Source organism: Brevibacillus parabrevis, from assembly GCF_022701015.1.
Classification (GTDB): domain Bacteria; phylum Bacillota; class Bacilli; order Brevibacillales; family Brevibacillaceae; genus Brevibacillus; species Brevibacillus parabrevis.
The window spans coordinates 3,364,320-3,378,435 of record NZ_CP064090.1 but is presented as its reverse complement, the minus strand read 5'-3'; the positions used below and the strand labels follow the sequence as shown (position 1 = coordinate 3,378,435).

Here is a 14,116-nt window from a genome sequence, read left to right as displayed (position 1 = left end):
CTATACCGCCCCGTAGCGACGAGCTCGGCCTTGGTATTCCACAATCGCTTGATAAAAGTGTTCACGGGTAAAATCAGGCCAGAGCACATCCGTAAACCACAATTCTGTGTAAGCCAATTGCCAAAGCATAAAATTACTCAAGCGAATTTCTCCACTGGTGCGGATCAAAAGATCAGGGTCTGGAATATCGCTTGTATACAGATAGCGGGAAATCGCCTCTTCATCCAGGTCTTGTGGATCGAGTTCGCCCGCTTTTACTTTCGAAGCCAATACGGAAACAGCTTTGACGATTTCGTCGCGGCCACCGTAATTCATGGCAAAGCACAATTGAAGCCCTTGATTGTTTTGCGTACGTGCTTCTGCTTCCAAGAGAGCATCTAGTGTATGCGACGGCAGCTCGTCTTTGCTGCCGAGCATGCGGATACGCACGTCCCGTTCGATCAATTCATCCAATTCTGTCGACAAAAATTCCTGCGGAAGCTTCATGAGAAAATCCACTTCGTCCCGCGGTCGCTTCCAGTTTTCAGTAGAAAAAGCGTACATGGTCATGTAGCGCACGCCGATCTCGTCAGCAGCTTTTACGACTTCCTTGACCGTTTTCATGCCTGCTCGATGCCCGGCGACCCGGGGTAAATTGCGCATTTTGGCCCAACGACCGTTGCCGTCCATAATCACCGCAACATGCTGCGGGATTTTCCCGGAACGATCCAACTCGGCTGGTACCGTTTGTTTTTCCTTGCGGCTCCATTTGCGCGCCAGATGTTCTAACATAAAGTGTTCCCCCGTAATGAGAGATATAGACGTGCATCCCCCTCAAATGAGGGGGATCGCCCTAAAATTTATACTTCCAAGATGTCTTTTTCTTTGTCTTTTACGATCTTGTCGACTTCAGCGATGAACTTATCTGTCGTTTTTTGGATCGTTTCTTGATGACGATGGGATTCATCCTCGGAAATGGTCGCAGCCTTTTCCAGCTTTTTGATGTCATCGTTCGCATCACGACGGATGTTGCGGATGGCAACTTTCGCTTCTTCTCCGCCTTTTCCAGCAAGCTTCACCAATTCTTTGCGGCGTTCTTCTGTAAGCGGAGGAATGATCAGGCGAATGATTACCCCGTCGTTGGATGGAGAAATGCCCAAATCGGACTGTTGCAGCGCGCGGTCAATTTCTTTCAGCGCTGTTTTGTCCCAAGGCTGGATGGTCAGCATGCGCGGCTCCGGAACGCTGATGTTAGCCAATTGGCTGATTGGCGTTGGCGAACCGTAGTAGTCAACCATGACGCGGTCCAGCATCGCAGGGTTAGCACGGCCAGCGCGGAGGCTGGACAAGTCTTTTTTCAAAGCGAGGATCGCTTTGCTCATACGATCTTCCATGTCTTTTAGCACTGTTTGTGGCATCGTTTATTCCCCCTTCACTAGAGTACCGATTTTATCGCCCATTACTGCCCGACGAATATTACCTTCTTCGGAAATGTTAAATACGATGAGTGGGATGCTGTTATCCATGCACAAGCTCGATGCGGTCGAATCCATCACTCCCAATCCTTTGTTGAGGACCTCCAGGAATGTCAGCTTATCGTACTTCTCTGCATTTGGGTCCAGGCTTGGGTCAGCGGAGTAGACCCCATCGACCTTGTTTTTCGCCATCAAAATGACCTCTGCTTCGATTTCAGCAGCGCGCAGGGCAGCCGTTGTATCTGTAGAAAAGTAAGGATTACCCGTTCCCGCAGCGAAAATGACCACGCGCATTTTCTCCAGATGGCGAATGGCGCGTCGGCGTATGTATGGCTCGGCTACCTGTCTCATCTCAATCGAGGTTTGAACACGAGTCGGGACGTTCACTTTTTCCAACCCATCCTGCAAGGCGAGTGAGTTCATAATCGTGGCCAACATCCCCATATAGTCGGCAGTAGCCCGATCCATTCCTTTTGAGCTTCCGGAAAGTCCGCGCCAGATGTTACCTCCTCCGACGACTACGGCGACTTGTACTCCCAATTCTACGATTTCCTTGATCTGGTTCGCTACGGAGAGAATCACCTTCGGGTCGATTCCGTACCCGAGGTCTCCCGCCAGTGCTTCCCCACTCAACTTTAACACAACCCGTTTATAGGCAGGAAGTGGCATGTGAAACGGCCTCCATTCATGAATCATTCTCTGTGCGCCTCCTGCATTCCTTCTGCAAGCTGCGGCACACATTGCTTTTTACGTGCAGGAGAGTTTCACATGAAGTGAAACTCTCGCTTTGAAAATAGGGAACACGAAGGTGTTCCCTATACCTTTATTACTGCTTATTCACTTGAGCCATTACTTCAGCTGCGAAGTCTTCTTGTTTCTTCTCGATACCTTCGCCTACTTGGAAGCGAGCGAAGCCTTTCAAGGTAGCTCCTGCTTCTTTCAACAGAGCAGCTACTTTCTTGTCTGGATCTTTTACGAATGGTTGCTCAACCAGTACGTATTCTTCGAAGAATTTGGAGAGGCGGCCTTCCACCATTTTCTCAACGATGTTAGCAGGCTTGCCTTCAGCCAGCGCTTGGTTTTTCAGAACTTCGCGCTCGCGTTCGATCTCGTCTTGGGAAACTTCTTCGCGATTAGCGAAACGTGGGTTGGACGCTGCTGCGTGCATGCCCAGGTCTTTAGCCAGCGCTTCGTCTTGTGTACCTTCCAAAGTTACCAGAACGCCGATTCGTCCACCCATGTGCAGGTAAGTACCGAATACGCCGCTATCGGATTTCTCGGACAGAGCGAAACGACGGAAGGAGATGTTTTCTCCGATAGTCGCGATTTTTTCGTTGATGACGTGAGCCAAAGACTCGCCAGCACCTTTGAACGGTTGCTCCAGAGCTGCTTCAACGGATGCAGGGCGTTGGGATACAACGTGTTCTGCAATGTCTTTCACGAGTGCTTGGAACTCAGGGTTTTTCGCTACGAAGTCTGTTTCGCAGTTTACTTCTACAACTGCTGCTACGTTACCAGCAACTGCTGTAGCTGTCAAACCTTCTGCTGCGATACGGCCGGATTTTTTCGCCGCTTTCGCGATACCGCGCTCACGGAGCAAGTCAATTGCTTTTTCCATGTCTCCTGCTGTTTCTTCCAGTGCGCGTTTGCAATCCATCATACCTGCGCCTGTACGCTCGCGCAGTTCTTTAACCGCTTGTGCACTAATTGCCATTGAGTGAAACCTCCTTGGAAAGTTACGATCCTAGTATAGGGGAAATGCAAGTCAACTGTTACAAATGCTTGCTAAGAAAAAAAGGGTGGCCGGGGGCTCTGACACCCTCAGTCCACCCTTTTACACACTTGCTTACGCAGTTGTTGTGGCTTGTTGCTCTGTGCCTTGGTTGCCTTCCAGCAGAGCGTCTGCCATTTTTGCAGTGAGCAGTTTAACAGCGCGAATTGCGTCGTCGTTACCTGGGATCACGTAGTCGATCTCATCTGGATCGCAGTTAGTATCTACGATAGCAACGATTGGGATACCCAATTTGCGAGCTTCTGCTACAGCGATGCGCTCTTTACGAGGATCGATGACAAACAGTGCGTCTGGCAATTTATCCATGTGAGCGATACCGCCGAGGAATTTCTCCAGGCGATCCATTTCTTTGCGCAGTACGATAACTTCTTTCTTAGGCAATACTGCGAAAGTGCCATCGTTTTCCATACGTTTCAGCTCAGCAAGGCGAGCAGTACGTTTTTTGATGGTAGTGAAGTTAGTCAAGGTACCACCCAACCAACGTTGGTTGATGAAGTAGTGACCTGTGCGCTCAGCTTCTTCTTTTACGGATTCTTGTGCTTGTTTCTTCGTACCAACGAAGAGCACTTTTCCGCCGTCTTGAGCGAGTTCACGCACGAAGTTGTACGCTTCCTCTACTTTTTTAACGGTTTTTTGCAGGTCGATAATGTAGATTCCGTTACGTTCGGTGAAGATATAGCGAGCCATTTTCGGGTTCCAACGGCGAGTTTGGTGACCGAAGTGTACACCAGCCTCGAGCAATTGTTTCATCGAAATTACTGCCATATTTCACACCTCCTTCAAAAATGGTTTTTGTGATGCCTACCTCCGCCTCACCGCATGTTCCAAGCAATTCTGCCAGTGGCAGCACCGTTGCCGGAATTGGTGGACGTGCGATTTCAACACCGTAAATGAATATATCATATGGGTCTTTCAATTGCAACAAACGAATCCCATTATTTTTGCAAAAAAAATACCGCCCTATTTTTTCGGCGGCGTAGTAATCAGCTTGACGATCTCTTCCTCAGAAGCGGGCAGGGAAACCTGATACGTCCCTACGCGAATCCGATTCAGCTTGTCCATCGTACGCAGCTGGTCGACAAAATGATTGTTTGCAGGCAAAATACCTTCCTTGACGAGCGTAGCTGCAACACCCTCTGCCGTCGCCTTGTATGGCACGGTAAAGGAAGCGGTCTTTTTCACGACGGGAGTCTCGACCGCAGGTGCTTGTGGCGTCTCTGTCTGTGCCGGAGCTGCAACAGACTGTACCTTGCTCTCAGCGGCTGACGACGTCTCCTGGACGCTATTCACGCTTGGCGGTATCACTTCATTAACTCCAGGAGTTTGGGGCTTGGCAGCCGCAGGTGTCTTCGTCTGCTCGACGTTTGGTGCCGCCGGAGCTTTTGGCGCGTTTGGAGCAGGCTGCACGTTCACTTTCTTTTCTTCCTGCCACTGCTTGTATTCTTCAGGCGTAAGCACGACCATTTGCAGCTCGGTGGCAGCCTGCTTGATTTCAGCCTCGGTTAGCGCAGGACTGGGCGCCCCGCTTTTCGGAGCCATCAGCCCGAGAGCCGAAGCAGCCACGATCAAGCCCGCGCCGAATCCAAATAACAATTCGCGTTTACGCATCGGCAAAACCTCGCTCGTTTCTTTGCGCCAATGAGAAAATCAGGTCGATTTCTCCCCGGCCCGCCCCCAGCCGTTTCGCAATCTCGTCTGGAGCGAGCCCTTCCTTGCTTAGCTCAAAGACGCGCCGATAGCGTTCCCGCAAGGCAAGCATGTCGACTTGCTCCTCTACAGGCTCTGCGCTTTTGACTGGCGGATCCTCTACAGCAGCGGCGGTTTCGCGAACGACTACTCTTTCATCCAACTGTTGTTCCAGTTGCTCCACGCGCTTTTGCAAAAATTCGATTTCACGAAGCAAATCAGCCCTTGTTTCTTGCCATTCGGCAGAAAGAAGGGCGGTCTCCTGCTTGAACTGCTTGTTCAAGCGTTGCAGGTTTTTTTCAATATCTGCCTTGTCAGTTGATCGTGATGTCTGGATGGCGGCAGTATGATCAGCAGGCGACTTTCTTTGGATGAACAAAGCAAGCAGCATGGTGATGATTCCTGCGCCAATCAGGATGATGTACACTTGATCCATGTTGGCCACCTTTACTTCTGGCTTGTCAATTTCTGTTCCTTTTATAAGGAAATATCAATGAAGCGTCCGCGCATCGGATCTCTCATGGAGACCGAGGAAGGGGCATTTTGGTCTTTTGCTGCGGCATTCTTCTGTCCTGCGGAAGAGCTGTCACCTGACTCATCATGCTCTCGCTGTTGCCCCTGCTCCCTATCGCGAATCTGATTTTTTTGCGTTTCATCAATATCCGTCGCACGATGGCGCATGTGCGCGTCCAGTTCTTTGCGCTGATCGATCATCGATTGCGTTTCATGCATGGACCGTTGCATCTGGTGCTCTTGGATTCGGCCGACTTCCAAGGTGCGTGGCAATGCCACCTGCAATTCCACTGCTTTCAAGCTCATGCAGCCCAGCCCCTTCCTCGCCTCTCGAAATCACATTCGGCTATTAGATGAGTGTTGCTGTACTGATCTCCCCATCGAGAACGATAAATCGCGTACGTGCATACTCGTGTTTGATAAAATGCACAAGCTTGCCGAATGTCATTTTGATCCCGGGGTACATGACGTGGTACGCTTCGACTGCCGCAGGGCCTTCCCCTTTCAGCTCGCTCTCCAAATCTTTTCTGCGCGCTTCCAGCTGCTTGCACTCTTTTTCGAGAACAAGCCGCGTGTTGGTCAGCTTGATTTGCATGATTCTTTTCTCGGTGGTAAGCTCCTTGCCTGTTTGCAAAATTTGATTGAGCACACCCAGGCCTTGATCCGTTTTGCGTAAATTTTCATACACATTTTGCAAATCTTTCTGGATGTTCGAAAGTTCCTGACGCAGTTCTGGCTTCACGCCTACTTCCAAGAGTGTAGGTGTAGCACTGGTGTTGCCGAAAACTCTCGCAGCAATTTTCTCTCCCGCTTGCAGGACGCCCCCGATGATAATTCCTTTCGGGCCTTTGCAAATAATTTGCTTCCCTGCACGCACATTGGAAAACATGATGCTTTGAGACACAATCACCTGATTGCCAGCGGTGACGTTCGCGTTTTGAATAAAGGATGTACGAATGTCCTTGCCGGCAACAATCGCCCCTTTATCTTGGGCAACAATGCCACTTTTGATCTCGATAGAGCCCTCCGCGTACAACTCGGCGCCTTCCACGCTTCCCAGTACACGGATGTCACCAGACGCCTTCACCCGAAAACCGTTTAGTACGTTCCCGCGAATGACCACCGTTCCCACAAAATCGATGTTGCCTACACCAAAATCGACATCCCCTTTTACTTCAAAGACGGGAAAAACATTCAGCTTGTCGTGGTCGGTAAAGGAAACCTGTCCATCAATAGCGGCGTAAAGCATCGTGCGCTCCTGATTGTGCACGACATTTTTGCCTGGCTTGAGATTGATTTCCTTGCCTGCTTTGGGAGCGATGGGCTCTCCGGTAACTGCTGTCCCTGGAGTTCCAGAGCTAGCTGGAGTCTTGCGGGCCAAAAGCTGTCCTTTGGCGACATTCGGAATACTGGTTATGTTGTAATAATCGACGCGGCCGTCTTCCAGCTCTTTCGGCCCTTCATTGTCTGAAACAGTCGCCAAGTACGGGTACTCGATGATGGCGTCTGCGCCTGGGACTGGAGCCACTCCGCGTGCAATGGTAACCTTGGCATTGGCATACTTCGCCGGAAAAGTACATAGCCCCTGCACGACGTCTTCCAAAATGCCAGCCTTCACTTTTTGCTGTTGCAATGCGTTGTAAATATCCGATTCCACGACGACAATGTTGTCGATGTCTTCTTCATCTACGCGCAAAATGATATCTGCTTCTAATTTGTCTGCGGATAACTTGACCTCTAGTCTATAATTCCCGATCCCTTCCATACATTCTACCCCTCTCAAGCTTGGGTAAATTTCTGTTTACAGTAATTGCGACTTCCATCTTGACAATGCGGAACGAAGTCGGAAAAGCGCCTTTGAATGAAGCTGGGAAATGCGTGAAGGCGACAAGCTCATGATCTCAGCAATTTCCGACAGCGTCAGCTCCTCGAAATAAAACAGGGAGACGACGAGTCTTTCTTTTTCAGGAAGCTTGTCAATCACACCGACCAACACTTCTTTCAGGCTGCTGACTTCTGCTACCGATTCCGGGCGAGGAGTCAGCTCGTCCACGATGTAGGAATGTCTTGCGGTTTTTTGCTCGTCCTCTTCCCCTACTGCCTCGTCAATGGAGACCATGCTAGCCAAAGAGGTTTCCAAAAACACCTGCTGCAGATCTTTTTCGCTTATTCCGAGATATTCGGACACTTCCTGATCGGTTGGCATTCGCAGCATCTGCTGTTCCAAAGTGGTGTACGCTTCTTCGATTTTTTTGGCTTTGTCTCGAACGGTGCGAGGAATCCAGTCATTTTCGCGCAGGCCATCAATCATGGCTCCACGAATGCGCCACATGGCATACGTCTCGAATTGCAGTCCCCGCGTATGATCGAATTTGGCCAAAGCATCCAACAGCCCAAATCGTCCGTAGCTAATCAAGTCGTCCTTGTCCACATTCGCTGGCAAATTGATCGCCAGACGATTCGCCACTTTGTCCACCAGCGGCAAAAATTTAGTGATCAGGTCAACTTCCGCCTCGCGACTGCCCTCTTGCTTCCACATGACCCATTTATCGAACTCTTTTGCTTTTTCTTGACTGGTTAGCCGTGCCACGAATAGTCACCAACCTTTACTCATCTGTTAAGCGCCTAACGACCTCTGCAACGGTGGCTGGGTCCTCTGACGGATGGATCGTTTCCAGCTTGGTGAAGGACAGCGGAGAAAATGCTTCTGCTGCCGCTTGCTCTCCCGTTTGACCTGGCGGATTCGCCTCATCCCCGCCATCGGCCAGAGGAGCATTCAACTCCTCTTGGCCGCCTGCTTCTGCAGACTGGGCTGGTGTTTGCGTGACGAGCGCCAGCACAAAGCGAATCGGGAAAGCGGCAAGGAAGAATATCACCAGAGCAATGCCGGCTCGCTCCAAGGAGACCAACCAGACATTACTCGCAAGCGCCGTGCACAATGTAATGACAAAAGCGAGCAACCCCATGCCTGTATTTATCCAAATGGTTCCCAACATTCTTATACTTCCTTCACACCTTGATTTACCGTACGGATTTGAAGAACTCCATTTGTGGCATCCATCTCTATCGTCCGACCGCAGTTTCCCCCTGTATCTTCTGCCACGATTTTAATGTGTGCGTCCTTCAAAGCCTGCTTGCAAGCCTCGACGTTTCTCGGCCCAATCCGCATCGTATCACTGTTTCCCAAGAAAGCGAACATTTGTGCTCCACCCGCGATTTTGGCAACGATGTTTCGGGTTTGCGCCCCTGCCTTTTCCATCAGATTGATCAGATGGGGAATAGCTGTATCTGCGTACTTTCCAATCGTCAGTTCTCCGCTTTTGGCCAGCGAAGACTCTGGAAGCATAACATGTGCCATTCCTGCAATTTTATGGGTCTGGTCGTAGAGGACAACCCCTACGCAAGAACCTAGACCAGTAGTTCGTAATTTACTCGGCGGCTTTGCCACACCGAGGTCGGCCATACCTATCTTAATAATCTCCATCGAACGGAACCCCTAATGAACGAAATAGAATAGGAAGCGATTCAGGATCAGGTATAAGGAAAAAATTCCCTTTGACTTTCTCGTTGCCTTCAAAAAATGCTGTGTCAATCGTGAGGGCAAAGTCACCCGCTTGACCCAACGCTATCAGTCCGTAGCTAAGAATAGCTCCAGCCATATCCACAGCGAGTGCAGGCACGGAAGGCTGCAAATTAAGCTGTGTAAAATCCGCCAGCGAGGAGAGATAGGAACCTGTCAAAATATTGCCGATCTCGTGAAGCGCAGAAATCTCTAGCTCTTCCCATTCATAGACATCCTTGCTGATTCCCGTAATTTGTTCAAGCAGGTATCTCGCGGAATCCAGATCGAGAATGAAGAACATGTTTCCCGGACAATCGCCTTCCACACGAAAAAATACGGCAAGGACAACTGCTTCGGCTCCGCCGACACAATCTGCCACTTTGTCAAACGGGATGATGTTGACCTGGGGCACTTTCATGTCGATCTCTTTTTGCATCAGCTTGGAGAGCGCCGTTGCAGCATGTCCTGCACCGATATTCCCGATTTCCCGCAGCACGTCAAATTGGAAATCTCCAAACTTTGTGAAATAGGCCATCTTTCTTACCCCTCAATTGAGTCCAGCTGTTTAATTTCCTCTGTGCTCAATACTTTATCGAGATTCAACAAAATCAAAAGCCGCTTGTCCAGTTTTGCTACTCCTCGCAAGTAAGCCGCTTCCACGCCGCCTACAACCTCAGGCGGCGGCTCGATCGCGTTGACCGGAATATCGATAACGTCGTTGGCTGCATCGACGATCAGCCCGACTTCCAGCTCGCCTACCGCTACGATGATGATGCGCGTCGATTCGGAATAGAGGCTTTCTTCCAATCCGAAGCGATTGCGCAGGTCGATGATCGGCGTCACCACTCCACGCAGGTTGATTACGCCTTTGACAAATGGAGGCGTGCGTGGAACGCGAGTGATGTGCTCCAATTTTTCGATGGATTTCACCTGGTTGACTTCTACTCCGTACTCTTCATCTTTCAAACGGAACACAATCACTTTGACTTCGCTTACGATTTCTTTTTGATCGAGCATGTGACTGCCCCTCCCTCTACTTAATCAGTGCATTGCAATCAATGATGAGTGCGACCTGTCCGTCACCCAGGATCGTAGCGCCTGAGATCGCGAAGACGTTGACCATGTACTTGCCAAGCGATTTGAGGACGATCTCTTGTTGCCCGATGAAGGAGTCAACGACCAGTCCGGCCATCTTCTCGCCTTTGCGCACAATGACAACCGCCACTTCATCTTCTTTATCCGCTCCGTTGTCCGGCACTTGGAAAATGTCTTGCAACGAAACGAGTGGAACGACACGTCCCCGGAAGTCGATTACTTTTTGACGGTGGGCCATCATGATCTGATCTTTCTTGAACACGGCTGTTTCAATAATAGAGGAAAGCGGCACCGCATATTTCTCGTCTTTGACTTGTACGAGCATGGCGGAAATAATCGAGAGCGTCAGCGGCAACTGAATCAGGAAGGTCGTGCCTTGTCCGCGAACGGATTCAACACCTACGCTTCCGCCAAGCGATTCGATTTTCGATTTGACGACATCCAGACCGACACCGCGGCCAGAAATATCCGAAACCACTTCAGCGGTACTGAAGCCTGCTGCGAACAGCAGTTCATGAATCTGCTTGTCCGACATGCTGTCAGCGTTCGCCGGATTGACGATGCCGCGCTCAAGCGCTTTTTTCAGCACCTTTTCCTTGTTGATGCCTGCGCCGTCGTCTTTGACTTCGATAAAGACGTGGTTGCCGCTGTGGAACGCACGCAGTACGATAGTTCCTTCCTCCGGCTTCCCTGCTTTTTTCCGATCGGCAGGCGATTCGATTCCGTGGTCGAGCGAGTTGCGCAGCAAGTGGTTGAGCGGGTCGCCGATTTCATCGATAACGGTGCGATCCAGCTCGGTTTCCGCCCCGATGATTTCCAGATTCACTTTTTTATGTAGATCTTTTTGCAAATCGCGAATCATACGCGGGAAGCGGTTAAACACTTGCTCGACCGGAACCATGCGCATGGTCAGAATGATGTTTTGCAAATCGCCGCTGATGCGACTCATATGCTCCACAGTCTCTTGCAGCTCGCTTTTTCCGATCTCGCGTGCAAGCTGTTCCAGACGACCACGATCGATGACCAGCTCACTGAACAGGTTCATCAAAATGTCCAGGCGATCAATGTCGACGCGAATTGTTTTTCCGCCAGCCGTCGCTTTCTTCGCAGCAGCTGTCTGGGCGTTGTCTGCCGGCTTTTTCTCTACAGGCGCGGCAACTTCTGTGACTACCGGAGCCGGTGGCGCTTCACTTTTCAATTGAATCGGTTCAATGACAACATCCTGGATTTCCGAAATGTTGAGAATTGTGCTGCGCACTTTTTCGACCGACTGCATGGTGACGTAGGCGATCTCAAAAGACTGCTCGAAACGCTCGTTCTCGATATCCTCTACCGATGGCTTCGTCTTGATCACTTCACCCATGGATTCAAGCTGGTCGAACACCATGTAGGAGCGCGCCGCTTTCAGCAGGCAGTTCTCATTGAGCGTCACCGTGATCCACATCAGGTTGTTGCCCAGCTCCTTGGACTGCTTGAGCACCATCAGAGCGTAATCGTCCAGCTCGTGATCCTCGGCTGGCGTTCCTTCCTCTTCGGCAGCTTCCACTGCTTCTGCCTCGGCTACCGCTGTCGCCGCCGCTACTTCCTGGTCAGCCGTATAGTCGCCAGCCACAATCGCTCTCAGTTTTTTCACCGGAGCGGATACGTCAGCGGAACCATCTCCGCCCTCCGTAATGTCGATTACCATGCTCTCAATCAAATCCACGCTATGAAAGATCACATCCATAATGTCACTGGTAATCGTCAGTTTTTGGTTGCGGATCAGATCGAGCACATTTTCCGCTTCGTGCGTCAGGCTGGCCATGTCTTCAAAACCCATGGTCGCCGACATTCCCTTCAACGTGTGCGCCGAACGAAAAATCTCCTTCACGTGCCCAATGTTTCCCGGATCACTTTCCAGCAGCAACAAGTTGGCGTTGATTGCTTGCAGGTGTTCTTTTGATTCCTCAATAAACATGTCCAAATACTGATTCATATCCATCGGTGATCCACCTCCCAAAATCAGTGCAAGAGCTTGCACAACAGCTCTGGAATTTTTTCTAATGGGGCCACATGATCTGCCAGTCCTGCCTGGATCGCCGCTCGTGGCATCCCGAATACGACACAACTCGACTCGTCTTCGATAATACTGGTAACAGGTCCAAACTCCTTCATTTGCTTCAGACCTTTGGTCCCATCATTTCCCATGCCTGTCATGATAATTGCCCATTTGTCTACATTTGTCAATCGACTCACAGATTCAAAAAGGACATCTACGGAAGGACGATGGCCTCCTCGTGGCTCTTGCTGGTGCAGGAGCGCTTGCAGCTTTCCACTCACCTGCTGTACCTCAAAGTGATATCCGCCCGGTGCAATATAGGCAGTGCCCGGCTCCAGCCATTCCCCGTCGGTTACCTCTGTCACCCGAATCTGGCACAGAGAGTCGAGCCTTTGCGCCAGCGACTTCGTAAACCCGGCCGGCATGTGCTGGACAATCGCGATCGGTGCAGGGAACCCGGCCGGAATTGCCGTCAGCACATTTTGCAGCGCTTTCGGTCCGCCTGTCGATGTTCCCAGTACGACCAACCTTGCTTTCCCGTTGTTTTGGATGCGAGGCAAAGCATTGATCACCGGCTGCGCAGGGCGCAACGGAGCGGGGGCAGGAATTGGACTTTGGCGCGTTGGTTCCGGCGCGGCAGGTCGACTCGGTCTGAGCGTCCTGCGCATGCGGCCTTTTACAGCAGCTGCCGCTTTGACTCTTTCGATCAGCCGATCCGCCACTTTGTGGATATCGAGTGAGATCGGTCCGGAAGGTTTGGTAATAAAGTCAAATGCTCCAAGCTCCAGAGCCTGAATCGTCGCCTCAGCTCCCTCGCGTGTCAGGCTGCTCAGCATGACCACTGGAACCGGACAGTCAACCATGAGCTTTTCCAACGCTTCCAAGCCGTTCATCACTGGCATCTCGATGTCCAGGGTGAGGACATCCGGACTGAGTTGCTTGCATTTCTCCACGCATTCGAGTCCGTTCTTTGCTCGATCAATCACTTCAATTTCAGGATCACCTGATAAAATGTCGCTAATAACTTTACGCATGAATGCAGAATCATCTGTGACCAGAACTCGAATTTTGCTCAATCGAATGTCACTCCCTTCCTACCTATGTGTCTCAACGTATGAAGTGTTTCAGCCTCGCAAGAAAGCCTTTCAGTCCATTTGTTTTCGCATCCTGTCCGGTCGGGCTGTCCAAGTATCGGTCAACCAGGTTCCGAATGCTCTTTGCGGCTTGCGATTGCGGATATGTAAGTAGAAAAGGACGCTGCTGCTTGACAGCTTTTGATACGTGCGGGTCGTCTGAAACATATCCGAGCGACTGGATGTCCATATCCAGAAAACGTTTGGCTACCATCGCAAGCTTGTCCGCTGTCATTCTGCCTTCTCTTTCCGAGGAAGCCCGGTTAATGACCAGACGAATCACAATCGCAGGGTTTCGCGCGTGAAGCATCTTAATGACGGCATAGGCATCCGTAATCGCTGGCGGTTCTGGCGTCGTCACCAGAATGACTTCGTCAGACGAGAGCATGAAGCGCAACGATTCTTTGGAAAAGCCTGCTCCCGTATCAAAAATGATCGTATCCGCATAGCCCTGCAACGGCTCAAGCCTTGTAAACAGGCGATCTAGCTTGGCTTCGTCCAGCTGCATGATCTGGGTGAAGCCCGAACCTCCGGCAATAAATTCCAGTCCGCCTGGCCCATGCTCGATGATCTCCCACACATCCGTGTCCGGCTCAAGCAAGTGAAACAAGTGCTTTTTCGGGGTAATCCCCATCAATACATCGAGGTTGGCAAGCCCGAGATCGACGTCGAACAATACGGCTTTATGGCCCCGTTCGAGCAATCCAAGTCCAAAATTCAAACTGAAATTGGATTTGCCGACCCCGCCTTTTCCACTCGTTACGGTCACCAACCGCGTCGTTTTTTCTTTCGCACCTGACTGCTGCATGCGCATCCGAAGTTGTTCTGCTTGGTCTCTCATCC

The 14,116-nt window shown here is 50.8% G+C and carries 17 protein-coding genes; all 17 read right to left on the bottom strand.

What is annotated here, in order from left to right:
- The 17 genes from IRJ17_RS16255 to IRJ17_RS16175 all read right to left on the bottom strand — a co-directional run bounded on the left by IRJ17_RS16255 (position 1) and on the right by IRJ17_RS16175 (position 14,114).
- The gene (locus tag IRJ17_RS16255) at positions 1 to 771 is read right to left on the bottom strand and encodes an undecaprenyl pyrophosphate synthase (protein WP_122965221.1); all 771 of its coding nucleotides are present in this window, start codon (positions 769 to 771) and stop codon (positions 1 to 3) included.
- 68 nt (positions 772 to 839) lie between these two features.
- Entirely contained in the window at positions 840 to 1,397 is a 558-nt protein-coding gene (frr, locus tag IRJ17_RS16250) for a ribosome recycling factor (protein ID WP_122965220.1), read from the bottom strand.
- A 3-nt stretch (positions 1,398 to 1,400) separates the two neighbouring features.
- The gene (gene pyrH, locus IRJ17_RS16245; protein WP_063227712.1) at positions 1,401 to 2,123 is read right to left on the bottom strand and encodes a UMP kinase; all 723 of its coding nucleotides are present in this window, start codon (positions 2,121 to 2,123) and stop codon (positions 1,401 to 1,403) included.
- 157 nt (positions 2,124 to 2,280) lie between these two features.
- Positions 2,281 to 3,168 (bottom strand): translation elongation factor Ts, encoded by an 888-nt coding sequence (gene tsf / locus IRJ17_RS16240; protein ID WP_122965219.1) that lies wholly within the window; start codon positions 3,166 to 3,168, stop codon positions 2,281 to 2,283.
- 132 nt (positions 3,169 to 3,300) lie between these two features.
- Positions 3,301 to 4,011, bottom strand: a complete 711-nt coding sequence (gene rpsB / locus IRJ17_RS16235) for a 30S ribosomal protein S2 (protein ID WP_063227604.1) — start codon at positions 4,009 to 4,011, stop codon at positions 3,301 to 3,303.
- Between the two features lie 195 nt (positions 4,012 to 4,206).
- Entirely contained in the window at positions 4,207 to 4,854 is a 648-nt protein-coding gene (locus IRJ17_RS16230) for a DNA polymerase III subunit gamma/tau (protein WP_173598874.1), read from the bottom strand.
- Positions 4,847 to 5,368 carry a DUF6115 domain-containing protein gene (locus IRJ17_RS16225; protein ID WP_173598875.1) on the bottom strand — a complete coding sequence of 174 codons (522 nt, stop codon included), beginning with the start codon at positions 5,366 to 5,368 and terminating at the stop codon, positions 4,847 to 4,849. Before IRJ17_RS16225 ends, IRJ17_RS16230 begins: the two co-directional genes overlap by 8 nt.
- Positions 5,369 to 5,409: 41 nt before the next feature.
- Positions 5,410 to 5,751, bottom strand: coding sequence for a hypothetical protein (locus tag IRJ17_RS16220; RefSeq protein WP_122965216.1), 342 nt, complete (start codon positions 5,749 to 5,751; stop codon positions 5,410 to 5,412).
- 43 nt (positions 5,752 to 5,794) lie between these two features.
- Positions 5,795 to 7,210 (bottom strand): FapA family protein, encoded by a 1,416-nt coding sequence (locus IRJ17_RS16215; protein WP_122965215.1) that lies wholly within the window; start codon positions 7,208 to 7,210, stop codon positions 5,795 to 5,797.
- Between the two features lie 36 nt (positions 7,211 to 7,246).
- A complete protein-coding gene (locus IRJ17_RS16210) occupies positions 7,247 to 8,035 on the bottom strand; it encodes a FliA/WhiG family RNA polymerase sigma factor (RefSeq protein ID WP_063227608.1) in 789 nt (262 codons plus the stop codon).
- A gap of 16 nt (positions 8,036 to 8,051) precedes the next feature.
- A complete protein-coding gene (locus IRJ17_RS16205; RefSeq protein WP_122965214.1) occupies positions 8,052 to 8,441 on the bottom strand; it encodes a hypothetical protein in 390 nt (129 codons plus the stop codon).
- Positions 8,442 to 8,443: 2 nt separating this feature from the next.
- A complete protein-coding gene (locus IRJ17_RS16200; protein WP_063227610.1) occupies positions 8,444 to 8,929 on the bottom strand; it encodes a chemotaxis protein CheD in 486 nt (161 codons plus the stop codon).
- The gene (locus IRJ17_RS16195) at positions 8,916 to 9,542 is read right to left on the bottom strand and encodes a chemotaxis protein CheC (protein ID WP_122965213.1); all 627 of its coding nucleotides are present in this window, start codon (positions 9,540 to 9,542) and stop codon (positions 8,916 to 8,918) included. The genes IRJ17_RS16200 and IRJ17_RS16195 overlap by 14 nt, the downstream gene beginning before the upstream one ends.
- A gap of 5 nt (positions 9,543 to 9,547) precedes the next feature.
- Entirely contained in the window at positions 9,548 to 10,024 is a 477-nt protein-coding gene (locus IRJ17_RS16190) for a chemotaxis protein CheW (protein ID WP_063227612.1), read from the bottom strand.
- A gap of 16 nt (positions 10,025 to 10,040) precedes the next feature.
- Positions 10,041 to 12,083 carry a chemotaxis protein CheA gene (locus tag IRJ17_RS16185; RefSeq protein ID WP_122965212.1) on the bottom strand — a complete coding sequence of 681 codons (2,043 nt, stop codon included), beginning with the start codon at positions 12,081 to 12,083 and terminating at the stop codon, positions 10,041 to 10,043.
- A 20-nt stretch (positions 12,084 to 12,103) separates the two neighbouring features.
- Entirely contained in the window at positions 12,104 to 13,216 is a 1,113-nt protein-coding gene (locus IRJ17_RS16180) for a protein-glutamate methylesterase/protein-glutamine glutaminase (protein WP_122965211.1), read from the bottom strand.
- Positions 13,217 to 13,247: 31 nt separating this feature from the next.
- Positions 13,248 to 14,114 carry a MinD/ParA family protein gene (locus IRJ17_RS16175; RefSeq protein WP_122965210.1) on the bottom strand — a complete coding sequence of 289 codons (867 nt, stop codon included), beginning with the start codon at positions 14,112 to 14,114 and terminating at the stop codon, positions 13,248 to 13,250.
- Positions 14,115 to 14,116 lie beyond the last annotated feature (2 nt).